This window comes from Pseudomonas sp. P9_2 (genome assembly GCF_034008255.1).
Lineage (GTDB): Bacteria > Pseudomonadota > Gammaproteobacteria > Pseudomonadales > Pseudomonadaceae > Aquipseudomonas > Aquipseudomonas synxantha_A.
Genome location: NZ_CP125376.1, coordinates 3,736,004 through 3,759,308, shown reverse-complemented (window position 1 = coordinate 3,759,308; position 23,305 = coordinate 3,736,004). Strand labels below are relative to the sequence as shown.

23 protein-coding genes and 4 tRNA genes are annotated in these 23,305 nt (G+C 59.2%); 9 read left to right on the top strand and 18 right to left on the bottom strand.

The window, feature by feature from the left end:
* Positions 1-17: 17 nt before the first annotated feature.
* Genes QMK52_RS16850 through QMK52_RS16835 form a run of 4 tightly spaced genes read right to left on the bottom strand, consistent with a single transcriptional unit; the run spans position 18 to position 4,585 of the window.
* Positions 18-1,040, bottom strand: a complete 1,023-nt coding sequence (locus tag QMK52_RS16850; RefSeq protein ID WP_005789696.1) for a LacI family DNA-binding transcriptional regulator — start codon at positions 1,038-1,040, stop codon at positions 18-20.
* 3 nt (positions 1,041-1,043) lie between these two features.
* On the bottom strand, positions 1,044-2,021 hold the full coding sequence (locus QMK52_RS16845; protein ID WP_003192502.1) for an ABC transporter permease: 978 nt from the start codon (positions 2,019-2,021) through the stop codon (positions 1,044-1,046).
* Positions 2,018-3,571 carry a sugar ABC transporter ATP-binding protein gene (locus QMK52_RS16840; RefSeq protein ID WP_005789698.1) on the bottom strand — a complete coding sequence of 518 codons (1,554 nt, stop codon included), beginning with the start codon at positions 3,569-3,571 and terminating at the stop codon, positions 2,018-2,020. The genes QMK52_RS16845 and QMK52_RS16840 overlap by 4 nt, the downstream gene beginning before the upstream one ends.
* 57 nt (positions 3,572-3,628) lie before the next feature.
* Entirely contained in the window at positions 3,629-4,585 is a 957-nt protein-coding gene (locus tag QMK52_RS16835; RefSeq protein WP_005789700.1) for a sugar ABC transporter substrate-binding protein, read from the bottom strand.
* A 554-nt stretch (positions 4,586-5,139) separates the two neighbouring features.
* Here QMK52_RS16835 and QMK52_RS16830 point away from each other — a divergent pair.
* The 3 genes from QMK52_RS16830 (at position 5,140) to QMK52_RS16820 (ending at position 7,340) form a co-directional block, all read left to right on the top strand.
* Entirely contained in the window at positions 5,140-6,228 is a 1,089-nt protein-coding gene (locus QMK52_RS16830) for an asparaginase (protein ID WP_005789702.1), read from the top strand.
* Positions 6,229-6,396: 168 nt separating this feature from the next.
* Positions 6,397-6,648 carry a DUF1654 domain-containing protein gene (locus QMK52_RS16825; RefSeq protein ID WP_005789704.1) on the top strand — a complete coding sequence of 84 codons (252 nt, stop codon included), beginning with the start codon at positions 6,397-6,399 and terminating at the stop codon, positions 6,646-6,648.
* A 2-nt stretch (positions 6,649-6,650) separates the two neighbouring features.
* Entirely contained in the window at positions 6,651-7,340 is a 690-nt protein-coding gene (locus tag QMK52_RS16820) for an endonuclease (protein WP_005789706.1), read from the top strand.
* Between the two features lie 31 nt (positions 7,341-7,371).
* Here QMK52_RS16820 and QMK52_RS16815 read toward each other — a convergent pair whose 3' ends face one another.
* Positions 7,372-7,737 (bottom strand): SPOR domain-containing protein, encoded by a 366-nt coding sequence (locus QMK52_RS16815; RefSeq protein ID WP_320404201.1) that lies wholly within the window; start codon positions 7,735-7,737, stop codon positions 7,372-7,374.
* 261 nt (positions 7,738-7,998) lie between these two features.
* On the opposite strand from QMK52_RS16815, the gene csrA reads away from it, so the two are divergent.
* On the top strand, positions 7,999-8,184 hold the full coding sequence (csrA, locus tag QMK52_RS16810; protein ID WP_320403097.1) for a carbon storage regulator CsrA: 186 nt from the start codon (positions 7,999-8,001) through the stop codon (positions 8,182-8,184).
* Positions 8,185-8,403: 219 nt separating this feature from the next.
* On the top strand, positions 8,404-8,664 hold the full coding sequence (locus QMK52_RS16805) for a hypothetical protein (RefSeq protein WP_078821843.1): 261 nt from the start codon (positions 8,404-8,406) through the stop codon (positions 8,662-8,664).
* Positions 8,665-8,678: 14 nt separating this feature from the next.
* Here QMK52_RS16805 and QMK52_RS16800 read toward each other — a convergent pair whose 3' ends face one another.
* The gene (locus tag QMK52_RS16800) at positions 8,679-9,356 is read right to left on the bottom strand and encodes an HAD-IA family hydrolase (RefSeq protein WP_320403096.1); all 678 of its coding nucleotides are present in this window, start codon (positions 9,354-9,356) and stop codon (positions 8,679-8,681) included.
* 216 nt (positions 9,357-9,572) lie between these two features.
* Here QMK52_RS16800 and QMK52_RS16795 point away from each other — a divergent pair, with 216 nt between their 5' ends.
* From QMK52_RS16795 to QMK52_RS16785, 3 genes are read left to right on the top strand one after another with little or no spacing between them, the layout of a single operon-like run.
* On the top strand, positions 9,573-9,833 hold the full coding sequence (locus tag QMK52_RS16795) for a DUF2790 domain-containing protein (protein ID WP_320403095.1): 261 nt from the start codon (positions 9,573-9,575) through the stop codon (positions 9,831-9,833).
* A 42-nt stretch (positions 9,834-9,875) separates the two neighbouring features.
* Positions 9,876-10,547: a heavy metal response regulator transcription factor gene (locus QMK52_RS16790; protein WP_122734617.1), complete on the top strand. Its 672-nt coding sequence runs from the start codon at positions 9,876-9,878 to the stop codon at positions 10,545-10,547.
* Positions 10,544-11,944: a heavy metal sensor histidine kinase gene (locus QMK52_RS16785; RefSeq protein WP_320403094.1), complete on the top strand. Its 1,401-nt coding sequence runs from the start codon at positions 10,544-10,546 to the stop codon at positions 11,942-11,944. Before QMK52_RS16790 ends, QMK52_RS16785 begins: the two co-directional genes overlap by 4 nt.
* A gap of 12 nt (positions 11,945-11,956) precedes the next feature.
* On the opposite strand, the gene QMK52_RS16780 is transcribed toward QMK52_RS16785, so the two are convergent.
* The 5 genes from QMK52_RS16780 to QMK52_RS16760 all read right to left on the bottom strand — a co-directional run bounded on the left by QMK52_RS16780 (position 11,957) and on the right by QMK52_RS16760 (position 15,533).
* Positions 11,957-12,454, bottom strand: coding sequence for an anti-virulence regulator CigR family protein (locus QMK52_RS16780; protein ID WP_005789718.1), 498 nt, complete (start codon positions 12,452-12,454; stop codon positions 11,957-11,959).
* A 78-nt stretch (positions 12,455-12,532) separates the two neighbouring features.
* On the bottom strand, positions 12,533-13,147 hold the full coding sequence (gene pcp / locus QMK52_RS16775) for a pyroglutamyl-peptidase I (protein WP_005789720.1): 615 nt from the start codon (positions 13,145-13,147) through the stop codon (positions 12,533-12,535).
* 7 nt (positions 13,148-13,154) lie between these two features.
* A complete protein-coding gene (locus tag QMK52_RS16770; RefSeq protein WP_320403093.1) occupies positions 13,155-14,105 on the bottom strand; it encodes a DUF979 domain-containing protein in 951 nt (316 codons plus the stop codon).
* Positions 14,102-14,818, bottom strand: a complete 717-nt coding sequence (locus QMK52_RS16765) for a DUF969 domain-containing protein (RefSeq protein ID WP_320403092.1) — start codon at positions 14,816-14,818, stop codon at positions 14,102-14,104. Before QMK52_RS16765 ends, QMK52_RS16770 begins: the two co-directional genes overlap by 4 nt.
* A 638-nt stretch (positions 14,819-15,456) precedes the next feature.
* Positions 15,457-15,533, bottom strand: a tRNA-Val gene (locus QMK52_RS16760).
* Between the two features lie 184 nt (positions 15,534-15,717).
* Between QMK52_RS16760 and QMK52_RS16755 the strand changes: the two genes are divergently transcribed.
* Positions 15,718-17,001: an NAD(P)/FAD-dependent oxidoreductase gene (locus tag QMK52_RS16755; protein ID WP_248090329.1), complete on the top strand. Its 1,284-nt coding sequence runs from the start codon at positions 15,718-15,720 to the stop codon at positions 16,999-17,001.
* 63 nt (positions 17,002-17,064) lie between these two features.
* Here the strand turns inward: QMK52_RS16755 and QMK52_RS16750 are convergent, their stop codons facing one another.
* The 7 genes from QMK52_RS16750 to QMK52_RS16720 form a co-directional block, all read right to left on the bottom strand.
* Entirely contained in the window at positions 17,065-18,300 is a 1,236-nt protein-coding gene (locus tag QMK52_RS16750) for a c-type cytochrome (protein WP_005789730.1), read from the bottom strand.
* Positions 18,301-18,302: 2 nt separating this feature from the next.
* Positions 18,303-18,842: a (2Fe-2S)-binding protein gene (locus tag QMK52_RS16745; RefSeq protein ID WP_005789732.1), complete on the bottom strand. Its 540-nt coding sequence runs from the start codon at positions 18,840-18,842 to the stop codon at positions 18,303-18,305.
* The gene (locus tag QMK52_RS16740) at positions 18,835-21,666 is read right to left on the bottom strand and encodes a xanthine dehydrogenase family protein molybdopterin-binding subunit (protein ID WP_005789746.1); all 2,832 of its coding nucleotides are present in this window, start codon (positions 21,664-21,666) and stop codon (positions 18,835-18,837) included. Before QMK52_RS16740 ends, QMK52_RS16745 begins: the two co-directional genes overlap by 8 nt.
* Positions 21,667-22,050: 384 nt before the next feature.
* Positions 22,051-22,127, bottom strand: a tRNA-Asp gene (locus QMK52_RS16735).
* A gap of 105 nt (positions 22,128-22,232) precedes the next feature.
* Positions 22,233-22,309 (bottom strand) — tRNA-Asp (locus tag QMK52_RS16730).
* Between the two features lie 55 nt (positions 22,310-22,364).
* Positions 22,365-22,440 (bottom strand) — tRNA-Val (locus tag QMK52_RS16725).
* Between the two features lie 100 nt (positions 22,441-22,540).
* Positions 22,541-23,305, bottom strand: coding sequence for an SDR family oxidoreductase (locus tag QMK52_RS16720; RefSeq protein ID WP_005789747.1), 765 nt, complete (start codon positions 23,303-23,305; stop codon positions 22,541-22,543).

Here is a 23,305-nt window from a genome sequence, read left to right as displayed (position 1 = left end):
GTACTCATCAATTCGGTTCAGCGGTATTGGGCGAACACACCGGCCAATGGCGCCGTCGACTCACGCAAAACGATACTTGGCGTCACGATGCGTTGATCGATCGACCGTTGGGGTGTTGCTATTCGTTGCAATAATAATTCGGCCGCCGTCTCGCCCAATTGCAGGATCGACTGCCCGACCGTGGTCAGCGCAGGATAGACGTAGCGTCCCATCTGAATGTCATCGAAACCGATCACCGACAACTCGGCCGGCACGCGGATGCTGCGTTCTGCGGCTGCGCGCAGCACGCCGAAACCAATCATATCGTTGCTGGCGAAAATCGCGCTGGGCGGGTTTTGCGCTAACAATTGCACGGCTGCGGCATACCCCCCCGTGCTGGTGAAATCGCTTTCCAGGATCCGGCTAGCCAACACCTCGACACCCGCTTCGCGCAATGCACGCTGGTAACCCGCCAGGCGCATTTGTGCCACGCGGGTATGCCCCGGGCCGCCGATACAGGCAATATCCCGATGGCCCAACTCCAGCAAGTGCCGGGTCGCGAGGTAGGCGCCCTGTTCGTGGTCGATGCGCACCAGGTCGACATCGATGCCATCCAGGGCCCTGTCGACAATCACCATGGGCGTGCGCACTGCACTCAAGCCCGCCGCCAGGCCGCTGTCATCGCCGCCCACCGACGTCACGATCAAGCCGTCGACGCGTTTTTCGAGCAACACGCGCAAATAACTGCGCTGTTTTTCCGCGTCGTCGTCGGAGTTGCAGAGGATCACGCAGTAGCCATTACGCTCGCAGTAATCCTCGATGCCCCGCGCAAGCTCGGCAAAATACGGGTTGAGGCTATTGGGCACCAACAGGCCAATGGTGGCCGTGGTCTTGGCCTTGAGCGAACGCGCCACGGCGCTGGGTACGTAGTCCAGCTGTTTGATCGCCGCCTCGACCTTGATGCGGACCGGCTCGCTGACCGGGCGCGTCTTGTTCACCACATGGGACACGGTGGTGTAGGAAATACCTGCAAGCGCTGCCACATCCTTGATCGTTGCCATGACTCAGCCCCGCCGACTGGCGCGCTGGCTGCGGTAAGTATCGAGGACCACGGCGATCACGATCACAGCACCGGTAATGATGCGTTTGGTGGGTTCCGTAGCGCCGATCTGCGCAAGCCCTGCCGCCAATACCGAAATGATCAATACACCGAAGAACGTACTGATGACCGAACCGCGCCCGCCCATCAGGCTGGTGCCGCCGATTACCACCGCGGCGATTACCTGCAGCTCCAGGCCTGAACCAGCATTCGGGTCTGCCGCCTCCAGGCGCGAGATCTGGAACAGCGCAGCTACACCGGCCAACAGGCCCATCAGGCTGAACACCAGAATCTTGTATGGCTTGGGATTAATGCCAGCCAGGCGCACTGCTTCTTCGTTAGTGCCGATGCCGATCAGGTAACGCCCGAAGACAGTGCGGGTCAGCACCAACTGAGCCGCAATGATCACCAGCAGCGCAATGATGAACGACGGGGAAATACCGAAAGCAATCGGGTTGGACAGCCAGGCAAACGAGTCACCGATATAAGCGGTGCGCGAGCCCGTCATTTGATAGGCCACGCCCCGGGCCATCTCCAGCACACCCAAAGACACGATAAATGACGGGATACGCCAGGCCACGGTGATGGAGCCGGTGATGGTCCCGGCCAATGCAGCGCAGCCCATGCCCAGTAGCGCAGCCGGCAACACGCTCCAGCCCCAGCCCAGGATTGCCACGCTGACCGCCGATGCCGCCAATGCCAGCACCGAACCTACCGACAGGTCGATGCCGCCGATGATCAGGATGAAGGTCATGCCCACCGCCAGCACCATCAGGTCCGGAATCTGGTTGGCCAGGGTGCTGAAGGTGTCGTAGGACAGGAAGTGGTCGCTGAGTACCGAGAACAGCGCAATCATCGCCAGCAAGGCACCCGCCAGCCCCAGGTAAGTACCCAGGCCATAGAAGTTGCCGCCAGTTTTACCGGGGGAAATGCTTGTTTTCATGGGGTATTCCTAGGCGCTGCCTCATTGAGCAGCGCATCACGTTTCTGATAGCCGGCAAAGGCGGCGGCGAGCAATTCGTCCTGGGTCCAGCTGTCACGCTCGAAGGTCTCGATCAGGCGCCCCGCGGACAACACCCCGATGCGATCACAGATCAGCATCAGTTCACGCAGGTCGCTGGACACCACCACCAAGGCCTTGCCCTGGCGAGTCAGTTCGCCAAGCAACGCATAGATGTCGAACTTGGCGCCGACGTCGATACCTCGAGTGGGCTCATCGAACAGCATTACTGCGCAATCGCGCTCCAGCCAGCGGCCAATCACTACTTTTTGCTGGTTGCCGCCCGACAGCTCGGAAACCAACTGCCCCGGGCTGGAACTGCGGATACGCATAGCGTCGATCTGGCGTTTGGCCAGGGCGGTTTCGTTGCGGCTATTGACGACGCCACCACCGGAAATTTCCGGCATGTTGCCCAAGGCGATATTGGCGCTGATCGATTGGGTCAGCAGCAGGCCCTCGCCCTTGCGGTCTTCGGTGATCAGGGCGATACCATGACCAACCGCATCCACTGGCGAGCGAATACTGACCACCCTGGCCGGCGACCCCAGGGCCACGGTGCCGCTGTCGGCCTGGTCGGCACCGAAGATCAGGCGCAGCAACTCAGTGCGGCCGGCGCCGATCAGTCCGGAAATACCGTAGATCTCACCGGCGCGCACTTCGAAGGACACGTCGCGAACCTTGTCCGAACGGCTCAGGCCCTTCACCGTCAAGGCCGGTTCGCCGATGGTGCGCGGGCCCAGGTCAATGTGTTCGCCCAGCTCGCGACCGACCATCAAGGTCACCAGTTGCTCACTGTTGTAATTGGCCATCGGCTCGACGCAGACCAGCTTGCCGTCGCGCAGTACCGCAATGCGCTGGGCGACACGGGCCAGCTCTTCCAGCCGGTGTGAAATATAAATGATCGCCACGCCCCGGGCCTGCAGACGGGTGATTTGCTCAAACAGCATCTCGACTTCACGGGCGGTGAGCATGGCCGTGGGTTCGTCGAGAATCAGGACGTGGCAGTCGCCGATCAGGTTGCGCGCAATCTCGACCATTTGCTGGTGGCCAATGCCCAGGCTGCCAACCAAGGTGTCGGGGTCGATCGCATCCAGGCCAACTTGAGCCATGGCCTCGATCGCGGCTTTGCGCAGTTGCTTGCGGCTGATCCAGCCACAGTTGCTCGGCAGGTTATCCAGAAACAGGTTTTCAGCCACCGTCAGGGTCGGCAGCAGGTTGAGTTCCTGCATGACCATGCGCACGCCCAAGGCTTCGGCCTGGGTGCGGCTGGCGGGGCAGTATTCCTGACCGTTGAACTGCATGTGCCCGGTAGTCGGTGTGACCAGGCCGCCGATGATCTTCGACAAGGTACTTTTGCCTGCGCCGTTCTCACCGGTCAGCGCGAGCACTTCCCCGCGATTGAGCGTCAGGGTGATGTCGGACAGAACCGGCTGGGCATAGGTCTTGCCGATACCGCTGACCGAGAGGACAGCGTTCGGGGCGGAAGATGACATAGGAAAATCTCCAGGCGCCCGCTCAGGACGAGCGAGCGCTGTTGGGTACTGCCGGGATTACTGCTTGATGACGAGTTCGACCGGGGTTTCGATCACGCCATCTTTGGCATCGACCTTCTCACCCTTGACCAGCTTCAATGCGTTCTGGATACCGAATACTGCTTGTTGCGCGGCAGCCTGGTCAGCGGTGGCCAACACACGACCATCCTTGAGCATTGGCTTGATCGCATCAATGTTGTCGTAGCCCACCACCAATACCTTGCCGGCCTTGCCTGCCGCACGCACGGCGGAGACAGCGCCCAGGGCCATGTTGTCGTTACCGGCCAGCAGCGCCTTGATATCCGGCGTTTCGCTCAGCATCGCTGCAGCAATCTTGTTGCCCTGGTCGATTTCCCAGTTGCCGGATTGGGTGGAAACAATCTTCATGCCTGCAGCGTCCATCGCATCCTTGAAGCCTGCGGTGCGCTGCTGGGCGTTAGTCGTGGTAGGTACACCTTCGATGATGCCAACCTTGTCACCCGCGGCCAGTTGCTTGGCCAGGTAGTCGCCCACCAGCTTGGAGCCTTTGCGGTTGTCCGGACCTACGAACGGGATATCGAGGTTTTTGCTTTTGAGTACCTCCGGATCCAGGCGATTGTCGATGTTGACGACCTTGATACCGGCATCAGAAGCCTTCTTCAGCACACTGGCGAGTGCCTTGGAGTCGGCGGGAGCAATGACAAGCGCGTCTACCTTGGAGTTGATCATCTCGTTGACGATGGCGATCTGCGCACTGGTGTCTGTTTCGTTCTTGATCCCGTTGGAGATCAGCTTGAACTCTGCTGGGTGCGCTTTCTGGTAGTCCTTGGCACCGTCGGTCATGGTGACGAAGAACTCATTGGCCAGGGACTTCATGACCAAACCAACAGTAGGTGTTTTGGCAGCGTCATCAGCAAGTGCAGAAGAGAGAGGCAAAGCAGCGGATGCGGCAAGCACAGCGACAGCAAGAAGACGTCCAGCGAATGGCAGCTTCATGGGTTCACTCCGATCTTATGATTATTGTGAGCAACGCTTGCACCGAAGACCTCTTCGGCGGCCCTCCCACCCGGGCGGCTGATACGAGCTGTCACGAAACTCCTGGAGTGCTCGTGAAACATCTCGCAAACGTTTGCGTTGAGCAAACTATGAGAACCTTGTCGGGATTTGTCAACGGTAGAAACTGGCCTTTCAATCCCATGCCCGCGGCCTGGTTCAACCTGCCTTGGGGACTGAAACGTTTAAGGCAACCTCTTTCTCGCACTCTCTAAAACGACAGGTGTTGACGCTAATCGCACTCGAATCTTATGACAGGACTGTCGGACTACCGAACACACTACCCCTCCACCGTTCGGAAAGCCGGACGCCACTCACTCAAAACAAGCTTGAAAATTCTCATAAGTTGTTTTAAATCAATACGTTAATTTAAGAAGAACCACACACTCGGCCTGGTACAAATCCTGCTTTTCCCCTGCACCTCGCGGCGTTCAGAACCGCCCGGGTGTTCTAGATGAACCGGCTACAGCACTCATCAAAAACCAGAGAGAAAAATAATGAAATCTGCATTGAAGAACTTTGTCCCGGGCGCCATGGCCCTGCTGCTGCTGTTCCCCCTTGCCGCACAGGCAAAAGAAGTCGAAAACAAAACCAAACTGTCCAACGTAGTGATCCTTGCCACAGGCGGCACCATTGCTGGCGCCGGTGCCAGTGCGGCCAACAGTGCTACGTACCAGGCAGCCAAAGTCGGCATCGAACAACTGATCGCCGGCGTTCCTGAGCTTAGCCAGATCGCCAACGTACGCGGCGAACAAGTGATGCAAATTGCTTCTGAAAGCATCAACAACGAAAACCTGCTGCAACTGGGTCGCCGCGTCGCCGAACTGGCTGACAGCAAGGACGTGGATGGCATCGTGATCACTCACGGCACCGACACCCTTGAAGAAACTGCCTACTTCCTGAACCTGGTAGAAAAAACCGACAAGCCTATCGTCGTGGTCGGCTCCATGCGTCCGGGTACGGCCATGTCGGCTGACGGTATGCTCAACCTGTATAACGCAGTCGCTGTTGCAGGTAGCAAGGATGCACGGGGCAAAGGCGTGCTGGTGACCATGAACGACGAAATCCAATCGGGTCGTGACGTCAGCAAGATGATCAACATCAAGACCGAGGCATTCAAGAGCCCGTGGGGCCCGCTGGGCATGGTCGTTGAAGGCAAATCCTACTGGTTCCGCCTGCCGGCCAAGCGTCACACCATGGATTCGGAATTCGACATCAAGACCATCAAGAGCCTGCCTGACGTTGAAATTGCCTACGGCTATGGCAACGTGAGCGACACTGCCTACAAAGCACTGGCCCAAGCTGGCGCCAAGGCCATCATCCACGCCGGTACCGGTAACGGTTCGGTATCCTCGAAAGTCGTTCCCGCGCTGGTCGAATTGCGCAAGCAAGGCGTACAGATCATTCGCTCCTCCCACGTCAACGCCGGCGGTATGGTTCTGCGTAACGCTGAACAACCAGACGACAAATACGACTGGGTTGCGGCTCTGGACCTGAACCCGCAGAAAGCTCGCATCCTGGCCATGGTAGCCCTGACCAAGACCCAGGACAGCAAAGAGCTGCAACGCATGTTCTGGGAATACTGATTACTGCTGATCGACCTGTGGGAGCGAGCTTGCTCGCTCCCACAATTGCTCCCCCTTCTCAACAAACTTCCCGAATAGCTGTCAGACGAACTTCTTGAAATTTAAGCAGTTGCGAAATCGCCTACAGTTAAATACTGTATGTGCGTACAGCAAATTAAGGAATGCTCCGTGGCAAAGCCCTCTTCCGCAGCACCTGCGGCGCCTGACGCCTACCAGCGCCTGGCTATTCGCGTGCAAAAGATCATCAATTCGACCAACGCACAGAAAGCCAAGGCAGCCTTGCTCTTCCGTTTACCCGATGAGCCGGAAGACGTGTGGCAACGTCTACTGGAAGAAATTGCAGAAAACGACAACGTCACCCTCGCCTATCGGGATGACGGTGGCGTGCAGATTTTTTGGGTTGTGCCGAAGGAAGATTGATTGTGAGTGCCCGTTTTATTGCCGTGTGCTGTCTGTTTTTAAGCGTAACCGCCAACGCCCAAGCCCCTCGCACCTTCAGCGAAGCCAAGAAAATCGCCTGGAAGCTTTACGCACCCCAATCGACCGAATTCTATTGCGGCTGCAAATACACCGGTAACCGCGTGAATTTGAAAGCCTGCGGTTACATCCCGCGCAAAAACGCCAATCGCGCCGCGCGCATCGAGTGGGAACACATCGTGCCGGCCTGGCAAATCGGGCATCAGCGCCAATGCTGGCAAAACGGAGGGCGAAAGAACTGCACGCGCCACGACGATGTGTTCAAGCGCGCCGAGGCGGACCTGCACAATCTGGTGCCGAGCATCGGCGAAGTGAATGGCGACCGTAACAACTTCAGCTTTGGCTGGCTGCCCGTGCAAAGTGGGCAGTACGGCTCGTGCCTGACCCAAGTGGATTTCAAGGCCAAGAAGGTCATGCCACGCCCGTCCATTCGCGGCATGATCGCACGCACGTATTTTTATATGAGCAAGCAATACGGGCTGCGCCTGTCGAAGCAGGATCGACAACTTTATGAAGCCTGGAACAAGACTTACCCGGTGCAAACCTGGGAGCGCCAGCGCAACCAGACCGTGGCCTGCGTGATGGGGCGGGGCAACGAGTTTGTCGGCCCGGTGAATCTCAAAGCCTGCGGTTGAACGTGGGCGGGGTTGCCGCCCACTTGGCACGTCACTGCGCGGGGTTGTGTTCGATAATTTCAGACACGGTGTCGGTTTTCTTCGCGCGGGCCATCTTTTCGTTGAGCAAGGCTTGTTTGGCCTCGGCCTCGGCCTTGGTTGCGAACGGACCCAACAGCACCTCATCCTTGCCGTCGACCTTCACGATATAAAAATTGAAACCATGCTCCAGCAACCAGGCGGTCAGGTCGGTGATCGCCTGCAGCTTGTGGTCTGGCGGGCCGACGCGCACATCCCATTCCTGAGCGGCAATCGCGCCGGTTTGTGGCAGGCTTTCGGTCACGGCAGGCTTGGCCTTGGGCGCATCGACCGATTTACCTTCACCGCATCCGGCCAACGCCAACACCACAATTGCCATCGCTACTTTACGCACTGCCCTGCTCCTTTGAGGATAAAGAGGCGACTTTACCATTCACTGTCTATTCTGGCCGTCATAAACGTTGGCTTAAACAATGCGAATGATGTATCGCGACCTGTATGATGCCGCCATGGGAATTAATGTCGCCTCTATGCGTCCTAAAAGAGGCAGCCACAGGGAAGCGCTTCGCAGTAAGCTACACACATCCGACACCTGCCCTGTCTGACACATGTGTCCTTAAAAGTAATCAAGGAGAAGTCCATGCTTATACTCACCCGCAAAGTTGGTGAAAGCATAAACATCGGTGATGACATTACGATCACCATTCTGGGCGTTAGCGGCCAGCAAGTACGAATCGGCATCAACGCACCCAAGGACGTTGCCGTGCATCGCGAGGAGATTTACCAGCGCATCCAGGCCGGCCTGACTGCACCCGACAAAAACTAGACGCCTTGAAACGCCTCCAGTAGCCAGCCCTTTCGTTCACTGTAATGGCTGGCGAAAACCCAATCGGCCTGCTCGCGTCTTCCAGACTGACCAGTGCGCTTTGAGCATGCCCCTTCGCTGCAAGATGAAACTGTCTGGGCATCTGGAACTTGTTGAAATATTCGCAGCCCAATTTCTGACATTTTATCCTGCCATCCGAATGCATTCAGGAATACGTCGATGAGGCCAGTCGCGACGCCACCTCTTGTTTCCAGATCCTGGATGATCGCCCTGCTGATCGGGGTGGCCTTCCTGGCGCTTGGGTATGGGCTGAGAGTCGAAGTCGAGGGCGCCGATCCCGACGCCCATTCCTGGCTAGACCTGGCGCTTCTTCTCTGCGGCTACCTGCTGGTGTTCTGCCTCAAACCCATCCAAAAAGTTATCTTGCGCAAGCTATGCCAGCGCGCAGCGCATCGTGCCCATCAGAAAACCACACGCTGAGGACCTGCTGCGTATCACGGCGCCAGCTTGAGCAAAGACAACAAGCCATCAGCGCCATGCTCAGTGCATAAATCGCCGTAGTCGTTGATGCAAGCGTGTGCAGTCACCATGGGCTCCAAGTGTGCCGAGGTGACAACCACAACATCCGCCCCCGCTGCTTCACCCGCTCGAATGCCAACCGTGGCGTCTTCGAACACCAGGCTGTCCTCAACCGACACCCCCAGGCGTTTGGCGCCCAATAAATAGCACGCAGGGTCGGGCTTACCGTTGGCCACGTCTTCGGCCGTCACCCACACGGTCGGCAAGGGAATGCCTGCCGCTTGCAGTCGACGTAATGCCAGCGCCTTGGGAGCAGACGTGACCAGCGCCCATTGAGCCGCAGGCAAGCCTTTCAAAAACGCCACTGCGCCGGGAATCGCTACAACGCCGTCGACATCGTTGAGCTCCGCGTCGGTAATCCACTGGGCTTCAACTTCTGGATCGACACCCGGCAACGCCTGGCGGGTGATCGTATCAATCGCACGCGCGCCATGAATGTTAGGCAGAAACGCTTCCACATCCAGACCATGGCGCTCGGCCCAGATGCTCCATACACGTTCGGCCGCAGCGATGGAGTTGAGCAGGGTCCCATCCATATCGAACAGGAAAGCGCGGTAACGCCGGTTGAACACGGATGAAGTTGGGATGGACACTGCGCGGCTTCCTCATGAGCTGGACCCCTGCAATCTACGGATCACCTCGGCGCTTGTAAACGTAGAGCCTCCTCGACCGGACACTCATTACCCACGCGCCAGGCTCGAACCAAGAATGACGAACTTGTCATGATCCTGTTGGTTGGCTGTTGGGGTCGCCTGGTTACTGTGAACTCACTGCCAACCCGGCAGCCCCCAGCCACGAGAGAGACCGCCATGAAACTGTTCGCCCTGGGCTTTGCCGCCTTGCTCGCCACCGGTACTGCCTTCGCTGCCGACGCAACGTCTGCCAGCGATGTCATCCACGAAAAAACCGGCTTCTTCCTACACCTGGATGTCGACAAGGTGCTATCGAGCACCGACATCTCTGGCCAATGCGGGATTGTCCCGGCGCACTTGCGCTACCTGGACCATCAGGGCCGCGAACACCTACTCGATTACCAGGTCCAGGGCGTCGGTTGCGCCAGTGACAATTGATCGGGCTACACTTGCGCCACTTATTGAAGCAGGACACTTTCCATGAACATCCTCGTAGTCGAAGACGAACCCAAGGCCGGCAATTACCTGCTCAATGGCTTGCAGGAGCTGGGCCACTCGGTGAGCCTGGCGCGCGACGGCGTAGAGGGTTTGCACCTGGCCCTGGAAACACCATACGACGTGATCGTGCTGGACGTGATGATGCCGAAAATGGATGGTTGGGAAGTGCTGCGTCGCCTGCGCAAAGAGGCCGATACACCGGTGCTGTTCCTCACCGCTCGCGATGACATCGCCGACCGCATCAAGGGCCTTGAACTGGGTGCCGACGACTACCTGATCAAACCCTTCTCCTTCGCCGAACTGGTTGCACGCCTGCGCACCCTCAACCGACGCGGCCCGAGCCGCGAAGAAGAACAGCTGCACATCGCCGACCTGCACATTGATGTGCTCAAGCGCCGTGTGACCCGCGCCGGTACGCGCATTACCCTGACCAACAAGGAATTCGCGTTGCTGCACCTGTTCGCCACCCACCAGGACCAGGTGCTGTCCCGCTCGCTGATCGCATCACGGGTGTGGGACATGAACTTCGACAGCGACACCAATGTGGTCGATGTTGCCGTACGCCGCCTGCGCCTGAAAATCGACGACCCGTTCCAGCTCAAGCTGATCCACAGCGTGCGCGGCATTGGCTACCGCTTCGATACCCAACCATGAAGCGCGATCGCCATTATTCCCTGACCCTGCGCCTGGCATTGATCTTTGCCCTGCTCGCCTTCGCCCTGCTGGCCACCCTGGGCGTGACGCTCTACCACGAGCTGGAGCGTGAGCTGATCAAGCGTGACGACGCCGCGCTGATCTCGCGCGCCAACCAACTGCGCAACGTGCTCAATGACGGCAATACCCGCGAACTGATCAAGACCAAGCCCCAGCTGTTCCAGAACATGCTGGGCAACAGTGAGTCGGTACTGAGCATCGCTGCACCTGGGCAGACTCCGTTATTGCTCGTCAACCCGGGCAACATTCAAATACCGGCCGTGCCGGCCGTGGCAAAAGACCACGCCCTTGGACTCGCCGACGTACACCATTTGCCCGGCGTAGATGGCGTGCCCTTCGCCACCGTGGCGGCTTTCATCGACACCGGTGACCTGGGGAGCCTGCAAGTCACCGTCGGGCGCCTGATGGCTGAACGCACAGCCATGCTTGCCAGTTATCGCTTGAGTGTTTTTATCCTGGCCAGCATCGCGGCGGTCATTCTCGCCTTGGTTGGTTATGTGCTGGTACACCGTGGGCTGGTGCCCTTGCGGCGCCTGGCCGGACATGCACAGGGCATCGGCGTGAACAACCTGGCCGAGCGCCTGGGCAGCCAAGGCGCGCCCAAGGAGCTGCTGCCGATGATTGACGCCTTCAACACCATGCTTGAACGGCTGGCCAAAGGTTTTATTCAACTGGGCCAGGTGTCCACCGATATGGCCCATGAACTGCGCACCCCCATCAATAACTTGCTCGGTGAAACCCAGGTCGCGCTGCAACAGAGCCGCGCTATTGAAGACTATCAGCAACTGCTGGCCTCAAACGTTGAAGAGCTTGAACGCCTGGCACGGATGCTCGACAACATGCTGTTCCTGGCCCGCACCGACCCGGCCAGCGCCCTGCGTCAGCGCCAGGCGCTGGACGCAGCCGATGAAGTGGAGCGCATCGCCGATTATTTCGAGGGCTTGGCCGGTGATGTGGGTATGCACATCGTTGGCGTGGGAGAAGGTGTGATCTGGGCGGAACCGATGCTGCTGCGCCGTGCCCTGGCGAACCTGTGTGCCAATGCCATCAAGTATGGTGCGCCGAACACCGAGCTGAGCATCCAGGCCATCCCGACAATCGAGGGCACTTGCATCAAGGTCAGCAACCAGGGTGCAACCATTGCCGCGGAGCATTTGCCCAGGCTGTTCGAACGCTTTTACCGGGTGGATGAGTCCCGTGAATGTTCATCCCAGTCCAATGGACTGGGATTGTCGATTGTGGCGACCATCATGCAGCTGCATAACGGTCGGTATGGCGTCAGCAGTGAAGACGGCGTGACCTGCTTTGAATTGTTTTTCCCCGCACAGGAGGCGTGAGGGTTATCCCGCTCAATCAAAGGCGCCATTGAGTACTTCGTAGATGATGCCGCTGGCGATGGCGACCAGAATCAAATCGGTTCCCGCTTGCTGCCATTCATAACCGTCGTAGTGAGGCAGCCGCCCCAGCAGGCGACCATCGAGTTTCTTGGCGATACCGGGTGGCAGCGGCTTGCCACGCGCCAGGTTCTTCTGGATGCCCGGCGGCAATGCAGGCCCTGGGCTCCAGTAATCGCGATAACCGCCGAGCACATTCAATACGCTCCCTCGGTCAACGCTGGGGCCGTGACCACCTGAGCCGCCCTTACCCTTGGGCTTGTCGTAGGCCTGCCCTGCGGGGTTATTGCCTTTGTTATTGCCCTGCCCCTGACCGCCCTTGTTACTCTGGCCCTGCCCCCCTTGGTTATTACCCTGCCCCTTGCCATTACCGGGATCGGCCAGGGCAAGACCGCTACCCGCAAACAGCGCGAGGGACAACGCGACAGACACGAACTTCGGGTACTTGATCATGATGGTTTTCCAAGGTGGATACACCCGTGAACTATAGTCGAAGTTGCCCCGCGAATAACTCCATTCACAGCCCGACCGTCAGCTCACCTGCCCGCCTGTTTCCCGCACATCCGCTTGGGTGAGCCAGGCCGTCGAGACCGCCAGTCGCAAGGCCTCAACCAAAGGCGGCTGATCGGCCGGCGGCGAGCTCGGCACATGGATAAACCCACTGCGCACCCCGGCCTCGACCAGCCGGTGCTGCAAAAGGTAGAACACCTGGTTGCAGACGAACGTGCCCGCCGTTTGCGAAACGGCAGCCGCCACCCCCGCGTCACGCAGCGCCTTGACCATGGCCTTGATCGGCAATGTCGAAAAGTATGCGGCCGGGCCATCGGCTACCACTGGCGTATCAATCGGCTGATGCCCGAGGTTGTCGGGGATGCGTGCGTCATTGATATTGATCGCTACCCGTTCGATAGACATCTCGCTGCGCCCGGGCGCCAGGCCGGTGGCAATCACCATTGCCGGGTTCAACTCGCTGATCAATCGGCTCAGGTGTTCACCCGCCGTGGCAAATGCACAGGGCAGGCAATGCGCGACAATGCGTGCACCCTCGCCCAGTTGCACGCCATCCAACTGGCGTGCAGCCTCCCATGACGGGTTCACCAGGTCGTTATCAAAGGGCTCGAAACCCGTCAGCAGTACAGTTTGCATAGTGACCTCACATCAACAGGTAAAGCAGCACGATATTGACCACCAGCATCATCAGCGCGGTGGGGATCTGCGCCTTGATCACCGCGTTCTTGTCGGGCAACTCCAGCAACGCCGCCGGCACGATATTGAAGTTGGCCGCCATCGGCGTCATCAACGTGCCGCAGTAACCGGAAAACATACCGATCGCCGCCATTACCGCAGGGTTGCCGCCATAAATCCCTACCAGCACCGGCACGCCGACGCCGCCAGTCATCACAGGGAAAGCCGCAAAACCATTGCCCATGATCACCGTAAACAGGGCCATGCCCAGTACATAGACCATCACCGCCACCAGCTTGTAGTCCAGGTTGATGTAGGTGGTGGTGACGTGGGCGACTGCCGTGCCCACCCCGGCCTCGTTGAACAATAATCCAAGCATCGCCAGCATCTGCGGCAGCACCATGGCCCAGCCCAGGGCTTCAGTCAGGCGACGGGATTCACGCAGGGCTTGTACCGGTGTATCGCGGGTCAGCCAGCAGGCCAGGCCCAGGGCAATCAGGCAGCCGATGCCGAGGGAGACGAAGGTGGTGTTCTTCGGGTCCAGCAACGGTACACCGCCGATTTCGGTGTGCTTGAGCAATACCGAGCCAATTACCGTGGTCAACGGAATCGCCAAGGCCGGGATAAACAACTTGTGTCCCAGACGCCCGGCGCTGGCGCGGGACGCCTTGTCGTGCAATTCGGCGTGCTGGCCGCGACCAACGCCCCCCAAGCCGGCGATCAACGCCATCACCACCACACCGATGCCGATGGCCACCGAGGGCAGACGCTCCCCCACCAGGAACGGAATGGCGAACAACAACCAGAACAGCGCGCTGGACCAGCGCTTGGGATGGGAACGATCGAGCAGGATCATGCCCGCGGTGATCAGCAACAGCACACCGGCCAGCCAGTACAGGTATTGAATGGAAATGATCATTGCGCAGCCTCCACCGGGGCGGTGGCCGGGCTCATCTCTCGGGTCAGGCGTCGATCAAAACGATGCAGGCGGATAGCGTGAATGATGAAGGCACAGATCGCCGTGGGAATGCCCCATACCGCAATGTGCAACGGCTCCACATCAATGCCCGAGCCCAACAGGAAGGTATGCATCAACGCAATGGCACCGAAGGCGACAAAAATATCTTCTCCAAAAAACAGCCCAACGTTATCGGTGGCCGCACACATGGCCAAGACCTTGTGGCGCAGCTTGTCTGGCAGCTTGCCGTAGCGTTTTTCCGCAGCACCTTCGGCCATCGGCGCCAACAGTGGGCGCACCATTTGCGGATGCCCACCCAGGCTGGTCAGCCCCATGGCCGCCGTAGACTCACGTACAAACAGATAAATGATCAACAAGCGCCCAACCGTGGCGCGCTCGAAGCGGGCGATCCAGTTCTGCGCGTGCAGGCGCAGGCCATGGCGCTCCAACAGGCCAATTACCGCCAGCGGCAGTAAAAGAATCAATTGCAGGGCACGAGTCTGAAGGAAACCATCGCCCATGGTGGCGAGAATTTTTTCCAGCGGGAACTGGGCGGCAAGCCCGGTGGCGATGGCGGCAGCGGTGACCACCAACAGCGGATTGAAGCGCAATACAAAGCCGACCACGATGACAAGCACGCCGATCAGCGGCCATAGGTTCACAACTGTTTGCATGGCACAGAGGTCCTTTAGTGCGCGCTGCGGCGCCATAACAGCAGGATGTGGGCAAAGGGCTCACAGCTTGGAAGTGGCGTGCAGTCGGCTCGGTTTTTTTATTGTTGACCCGGAAGGTCGAGCGTCAGTGGCGGCAACTTTGCTGTCTGGAGACCGGGGGTGTCCAACAAGAAAAATTGTTGCTGCACACCAATAAATTTTGTGGGGGGATGGCGCCGACGGTCGGCCGCTGTCAGGAGAAAGAGTCCAGGCCTCAGGGGGGGAACGTCGCGCAGCCAACCTGATGAGGAGCTCAAAATCGTTCAACCGTGTAGATTCTCAATCAGAACCTATACTCCATCATGCAGCTGTGTGTACCTGCAGTTCGTTCACGGTGTTATACCGACAATGAGGGCTCGCGCTATGTATGCCGGACAAATGAGTGATATGGCGACCACGTTTGGCGAAATACGCTGCCAGGTGTTCGTCCAGATAATTTGCCTGCTGTCGGTGGCTACGCTGTTCTGCTGATCGAGCGTTCAAACCTGAATACACGCCTTGAGCCGTGTAGGGGTGGCTATTGCCCAAATTCCAGACAACAAAAAAGGGCCCACCTTTCGGTGAGCCCTTCCAGACCGCCCAGCAGAGCGGATTTTGTTTGGTAGGCGCGATTGGACTCGAACCAACGACCCCCACCATGTCAAGGTGGTGCTCTAACCAACTGAGCTACGTGCCTGCTGTGAGGCGGCATTCTACGGAATTCCGGAGGGGTGTCAACATCTTTTTTGCAGCTAAGCCTATGAATATGCGAATTTTTTATTTATGCCGGGTACACCTGGGATTTCCGGGTGGCTGGCAGGCAATTTTCAACTCAGGTAGGATCGCCGCACTCGTAAAAAATATAAAACAGAGGTTCCAGGATGGCGAACACCCCCTACCCCCAGTCCTATTACGCCGCTTCCGCGAATGCAGCCCCACCTCGCCCGACGCTGCAAGGTGAGGTCGAAACCGATGTCTGTGTGATTGGTGCCGGCTATACCGGGCTTTCCAGCGCGCTGTTTTTGCTGGAGAACGGCTTTCGCGTCACGGTACTGGAAGCCGCCAAGGTGGGTTTTGGTGCCTCGGGTCGTAATGGCGGGCAGATCGTCAACAGCTACAGCCGTGATATCGATGTGATCGAGCGCAGTGTCGGGCCCAAACAGGCTCAGTTGCTGGGGCAGATGGCCTTTGAAGGCGGCAAGATCATTCGTGAGCGCGTGGCTAAATACCAGATCCAGTGCGACTTGAAGGACGGCGGTGTATTTGCCGCACTCAACAGCAAGCACATGGGTCATCTGGAATCGCAGAAGCGCCTGTGGGAGCGCTACGGCCATACGCAGCTTGAGTTGCTCGACGAGCGCCGCATCCGCGAAGTGGTGGCCTGTGACAACTATGTGGGCGGTTTGCTGGACATGAGCGGCGGGCATATCCACCCGCTCAACCTGGCACTGGGCGAAGCGGCGGCCGTGGAATCCCTGGGCGGTACGATTTATGAGCAATCGGCAGCGGTGCGCATCGAGCGCGGCGCCAACCCTGTGGTGCACACCGCCGAAGGCAGGGTCCGGGCCAAATTCATTATCGTTGCCGGTAACGCTTACCTGGGCAACTTGGTGCCGGAGCTGGCGGCGAAGTCGATGCCATGCGGGACCCAAGTGATCACCACCGCCCCCCTTGGCGATGAATTGGCCAAGACGCTGTTGCCGCAGGATTACTGTGTCGAAGACTGCAACTACCTGCTCGACTACTACCGCCTCACCAGTGACAAGCGCCTGATCTTCGGCGGCGGCGTGGTGTATGGCGCGCGGGACCCGGCGAATATCGAGGCAATCATCCGGCCGAAAATGCTCAAGGCATTCCCGCAACTCAAAGACGTAAAGATCGACTACGCCTGGACCGGCAATTTCCTGCTGACCCTATCGCGCCTGCCCCAGGTCGGTCGTCTTGGCGACAACATCTATTACTCACAAGGCTGTAGCGGCCATGGCGTGACGTACACGCACCTGGCAGGCAAAGTACTGGCTGAGGCATTGCGCGGGCAGGCTGAGCGTTTTGATGCGTTTGCGGATTTGCCGCACTACCCGTTCCCGGGCGGGCAGATGTTGCGTACGCCGTTTGCGGCGCTGGGGGCTTGGTACTACGGGCTGCGCGATAAATTCGGAATGTAAACACAACCCGTGTGGGGGCGACTTGCTCGCTCCCACACCAGTTATGCGCTTCACACGCTGCCGTCAATGCGCCTTGTGTTCGACGGAAGGCGCCTCGGCTTGCAGCTTCTGCACATCGCCTACGGCCAGCTCAGCCGATTGGCCGCCCCAACCTTGACGCAGGTAATTGAGCAGATCAGTCAGCTGTTGCGCACTGAGCTTCTCGGAAAACCCCGGCATCGGTTGCATGTGCTCGAACCCGGAAAATTTCTGCTCGCCAATACCGTCCTCGATCACGCGCAGCAGGTTGCGCGGGTCTTCCAGGCGCAGCGTGGTGTTGCCGCGCATGGCCACCGCGATGTGCGGCTTGCCTTCGCCACCCGCGGCGTGGCAACCGGCGCAGACGTTCAGGTATTCCTGGCGGCCGCGCTGAGCGCTCTGGCTGAGTTTATCCACCGGCACGTCGACCAGCGCTTTGGCGGCCGGCGGGTTATCGCCCAGCAGGAACGTGGCCATCGCGGCCAGATCCTGATCGCTCAGGCCCTGGGTGCTGTTGTGGAACACCGGGAACATCTCGTTGAACATCGTGCCTTGGGCGCTCATGCCGTGCTTGAGGAATGTGGCCAAGTCCTGTTCATTCCAGCCGCGGGCAGCCAGGTCCGTGGCGAGCAGGCTAGGCGCCAGGTAACCATTGAGGATGCCGCCGGTCAGGCGCTTGTCCAGCTCCATCGCGCCCGGCAGGCCGCGTGGCGTGTGGCACTCACCGCAGTGACCAAGCACTTCGACCATGTACTGGCCGCGTTTCCAGGCTTCGCTTTTACCTTCGGCCGGCTCCAGTTTCAGCGCTTTGCCGTACAACGCATTCCAGCCCATCAGGCCCAGGCGCACGTTGAACGGAAAACTCAGGCTCGTCACCGGCGCTGCACGTTCGATCGGCTCGATGGTTTTGAGGTACGCATGAATCGCATCCGAATCTTCGCGCGGCATCAGGTGGTAGGAGGTATACGGCATCGCCGGGTACAGATTCGCCCCGTCGCGACGCTTGCCTTGCGTCAGCGCAGCGAAGAACTCGTCATCGTTGTACAAGCCGATGCCGTGCTCTTTGCTCGGCGTGATGTTGGTGCCGTAGATCGTGCCGAACGGCGAGACAATCGGCAGCCCGCCCGCAAACGGCGCGCCGCCCGCTGCAGTGTGGCACGCCATGCAGTCGGCGGCGCGGGCTAGGTATTCGCCGCGCTTGACCTGATCATCGGCATGGGCAAACAGCATCGGCGCAGCCAGGCCGACCGCCAGGGTCATTCGGGTCAGAAAAAGCTTCATGCTCAACCCTCCTTGACCAGGCCGAGATCGGTCAGCACGTTGCGGGTAGCGTTGTAATAACGCACGTACCCAGTGCAACGGCAGACGTGATGCCCAAGGCTGTCCTCGATGACTTGTTCCAGTTTGCTGTGCACGGTCGGCTGACGTTGCAGCTTTTCCACCAGCACGGTCGCCGCGTTGACGAAGCCCGGCGCGCAGTAGCTGCACTGGAACGCAAACTCATCCACGAAGCGCTGCTGGATCGGGTTCAGTTCGATGACCTGCCCCGACTCATCGCGCTTGGCGTGGGATTCAATGGTGCGCACTCGCTTGCCTTCAAAGTAATGCGCGCCGGTGATGCACGTGCGCACTTCTTCGCTGGTGCCGTCCGGGTTGTCGACGATGACCACGCAAGCGTGGCAAATACCCTGGCCGCAGCCAAGACGCGAACCGGTGAGGTTTTTGTATTCGTGCAGGTAATCGATCATCGGCAGGTCATCAGGGATGTCCACTGGGCCGACGGATTGACCATTGAGGGTCAGTTGAAGCGGACGATTAGGCATTGAGGGCTTCCTTGATGCGCGCAGCAGTGATTGGCAGGTCGCGAACACGTTTACCGATGGCGTGCGCCACGGCATTACCGATGGCCCCGACAATCGGGATCATCACCACTTCAGCGATACCCTTGGATGGATCGCTCGGCGACAGCGCCGGCAAAATCTCCGAGGTCTGCTTCCACACGGCAACGTGACGCGCCATCGGCAGACGGTAACGGTTGAAGTTCCAGTCACCCTCCCCCGGCCCGCCTTCATACAGCGGCATTTCCTCCATCAATGCGTGGCCGATGCCCATGGCGACACCGCCCTCAAGCTGACCTTTGACCAACTCCTCAACCAACACGCGGCCGCACTCGATCCACGAATGGTGATTGAGCACTTCGACCTGCGCCGAGCCCTTGTTGACCTTCAACTCGACCAATGTGGCCACCGGGCTGTAGTAAGTCACGGCAGCGTTGTTCAACTGCGTCGCGGGGTAGCTGATGTTCTGGCGATCCAGCAGATGGAAGCCGGCAGTGCTCATCAGCGCCTGCTTGGCTTTTGGCGCGCCGTCGCCGTACTTCACGGCCAGGCCGTCGAGCGGCAGGCGCTCGCGCACGCCGTCGATGCTGTATTCAGCCTCGGCCCAACTCCAGCGGTTGAAACCGTGCACAGTGGCCGCCGTGACCAGGCCGCGCTCGTGGGCACGCTTGGCCAATTCTTCAAAACTGAGCGGCTGCATGCCGTTGGCGGTGAGCTTGCCGTCGACCCAATGCGCATCTTCGCGGCGCACCACATAGGGGTTGGCCTGACCGCCGAACGGGCCCTGACGCCAGATCTCCAGCGCCGCTGGCCACAAACCATGGTTGAACAGCACGCGCGCCGCTTCACGGGTGGCGTGGCTGAAGTAGTACGCCGAGTTGGTGGCCGAAGATGCCGAAGCGAGCTTGCCCACCCAGCGCGGGTTGCGCAGCAGGTTGTCCTGCTCGGCCTGGCTCATGATGTAAGGGTTGCCGCTGGTGATCAGCTGCATTTCCTTCCACTCTGTTTCGCCAGTCTTCACTTCGTGGGCCGGGCTGCCAAGGAAATCGGCAACGACCAGCGATTGCGAGGTAGACATACCGGTGCCGATTTCGATACCGATATGACGCAGACTGATGCGACCGTCAGCGCTGAATTCGATACTGGCCATCGGTGCTTCGGAACCAGTGCCAAAGTCTTTCTGGCAGATAGCGAAACCCACGCCGTACCAGTTATCCGGGTCTGCGGCTTCGCGTTGTTGCTTGATCGCGTCGCGGTTTTTCCAGACCTCGTGAACAGAGGCTTTGTCGAGAATTTCGTGCAGGCGCAACGCACCGGCAGGAATAGCGCCCTGGGTGTTTTTCATGCCCGAACGCAGTGCGTTCTTGCGGCGCAACTCGATAGCATCCACACCGAGACGACCGGCGATTTCGTCGACCATCATTTCCGTCGCGGCCATGCTCTGCAGGGTGCCGTACCCACGCATCGAACCGGCTTCAACGCCCCGCGAGTGATACGCGGTGACTTGCAGGTCGTTCTGCGGCATGTAGTAGATCGACTGTGCGGCCGTGGCGCCTACTGCGGCTACCGAGGGGCTGTAGTTGATCCGGCCACCGCCGTCGACGCTCATGTCGGCGAGGAAGATCTTGAAGCTGTGATCGTTCTTGTCGACAGCCAATTGATAACGAATGTCGAACGGATGACGCTTGATGCCGCTCTGGAACTGCTCGTAACGGTCATTGGCCAGACGCACCGGCACGCCGGCACCGTACAACGCCGCGAGGGCGGCGTAGTAGACAAAGATGTTGTGGTCTTTGGAGCCGTACCCCACGGTGTAACCGGGGTGCATGTTCAGGTTGGCCAGGCCGAAGCGCGACGGCGAGATCATTTTCGCCGTCTCGGTGGCAACCTCCAATGGGCACTGGGTGGCCACCACGAAGTGCAGGGTCTTGGTTGCCGGATCGTACCAACCGTTGCCGTTGTCCGGCTCCATGGCGGCCGGCTCGATTGACGGAGTCTTGTAGCGCTCGTCGAACACCAGCCAGTTGTCCGGCGGCGTGTTGATCTGGCTCTTCATGCGGTCGGCGTAGAACAGACCGCGCTCGGTCAGGTTGCCGTGCAGATTCGGTTGTGAATTCCATACCGGGCGACGGTTTTTCAGCATCGGAAACAGAATCGAATCCTTGAGGCTGGCAAATTCGTCTTCATCGGCCGAGGTGGGGCCGCCAACGCGCACATAGCGGAAGCTACCGTAAGGGTCGCCTTCGTAGTACGGCACTTTGGCGCCGTAACGAATCGCCTTGTCGTTGAATTTGAGTTTGTTCTTGGCCTGGCGGAAACGCTCGAAATCGTTCCAGATCAGGATCGCCACCGGGTGACCGATAAACATCGGCACCTTGCCTTCAGGCAGCAGCGGATCCGGAGCATGTTCCTCGGGGAAAACGATACCGTCCTTGTCCAGATCGGCAGCGGTGACGATACGATCCGGCTGCAGATCGGCGCCGAGCCACGCCAGGTCGTAGCCCGCATAAATATGGTCGGCCTTGATGGTTTTCAGCAGCATGGCGTGACCTTGCTGCACGGGCCAGCCGGGCATGTCCTTGGAGCGGATGTCGCGGGCGAAGACTTTGCTGCCGCACACTTTGGACAACGCATCGTTACGCTGGCGCGCCTTGCCGTTATTGCCCAGCCATTTTTCGGACGGCACGGTAACGCTGTTTTCCATCAGGGCAGCCAGCGCCTGGGTGCTCAGCGGTGTCAGCGTGACGCTCACACCCGCCACCAGGCCGCCCTGGAGGAACGAGCGCCGGGTTATTTCACGGTTGGACATGGATCATCCTCTGAGCGGTTATAAATCCGCCCTTATGGTTAAGTACACCGAATATCGAGACTTGCAGAAGCCTTTTTGCGACGAATCAAAAGGCCATGATGACAGTGCAAAGTTGACCGAAGGGTTAACTTTAAAGGTTTCTGCGCCTGCGGCAAATAACCACATTGAAATTTTTTGACACAACGACGCAAAACGGCCGACAAGATCGAGACGATCTGTCAGCCGCTTGCCTATGAATGAGGACGATGTCACAAACACCATGACGTTTTTTCAAACGCCAGACACAAAAAACCCCGGTCTTTCGACCAGGGTCTTTGCTATCGGATCAAGTCAGCCGGTGGCTTTCTTGTGCTTCAAGGCGTTCAGTGGACCTTGAGGCAGATATGGCGCAGCGGACGGGACTCGAACCCGCGACCCCCGGCGTGACAGGCCGGTATTCTAACCGACTGAACTACCGCTGCGTATCGCTTGGCTGATTGAGCGTAAAGCCTCAACCACCTTTAAACATCTGATCGATCAACCTGGGTTGTTCAATCTCAAGCCCGATACATCGAACCTGGAAAATATGGCGCAGCGGACGGGACTCGAACCCGCGACCCCCGGCGTGACAGGCCGGTATTCTAACCGACTGAACTACCGCTGCGCGTCGGTGCAACCTTTAACGTTGCGTCTTGCCCTGGGGCAAGACTCTCAAGAAGTGGTGGGTGATGACGGGATCGAACCGCCGACCCTCTGCTTGTAAGGCAGATGCTCTCCCAGCTGAGCTAATCACCCTTTGCTTCGTTGAGGCCGCGAAATTTACGCAGGTAACGGACCTAAGTCAATAGCCTGCTTGAAGTTTTTCTGAAAAAGACAAAATTGCTTCAAGACCGCCCTACTCGCTGTAAATCATCTTCTTGCTCATGCCACCGTCCACCACAAACTCTTGCCCGGTGACAAACCCGGCCTGACGCGACAGCAACCAGGCTACCATCGCCGCCACGTCCTCTACCGTGCCCACCCTGCCCGCAGGGTGCTGGGCATGATCGGCGTCTGTGAGCGGCTCGGCACGGCGCGCAGCAGGATCACGCGCATCGATCCAGCCGGGGCTGACCGCATTGACCCGCACTTCCGGGCCCAGGCTCATGGCCAAGGCGTGGGTCAGGGCCAGCAGGCCACCCTTGCTCGCCGCATAGGCTTCGGTGTCCGGCTCCGATTGACGGGCCCGGGTCGAGGCCAGGTTGACGATCGCACCGCCGTGGGCGCGCAGGTACGGCGCGCAATGCTTGGCCAACAGCATCGGCCCGCCGAGGTTCACCGCCAGCACGCGATTCCAGTACGCCAGATCGAGGCTTTCCAGGGTGATATTGCGCGGGTCAGCCACGGCGGCATTGCAGACCAGCGCGTCGAGTCGCCCGAACTGCCCCAGCACCTCGGCGACACCCTGGGCGACTTGCTTCTCGTCGGCCACATCCATGGTGATGAACCAGGCATTCTCGCCCAGCACCTTGGACACCTTGGAACCGCGCTCGCGGTCCAGGTCAGTCAATACCACCTGCCAGCCTTCGCTGATCAGCCACGCGGCAATACCGAGGCCAATGCCCCGCGCCGCCCCCGTTACCAGCGCGACGCGCCCGTTAGTGGCCGCTGTAGCCTCCAT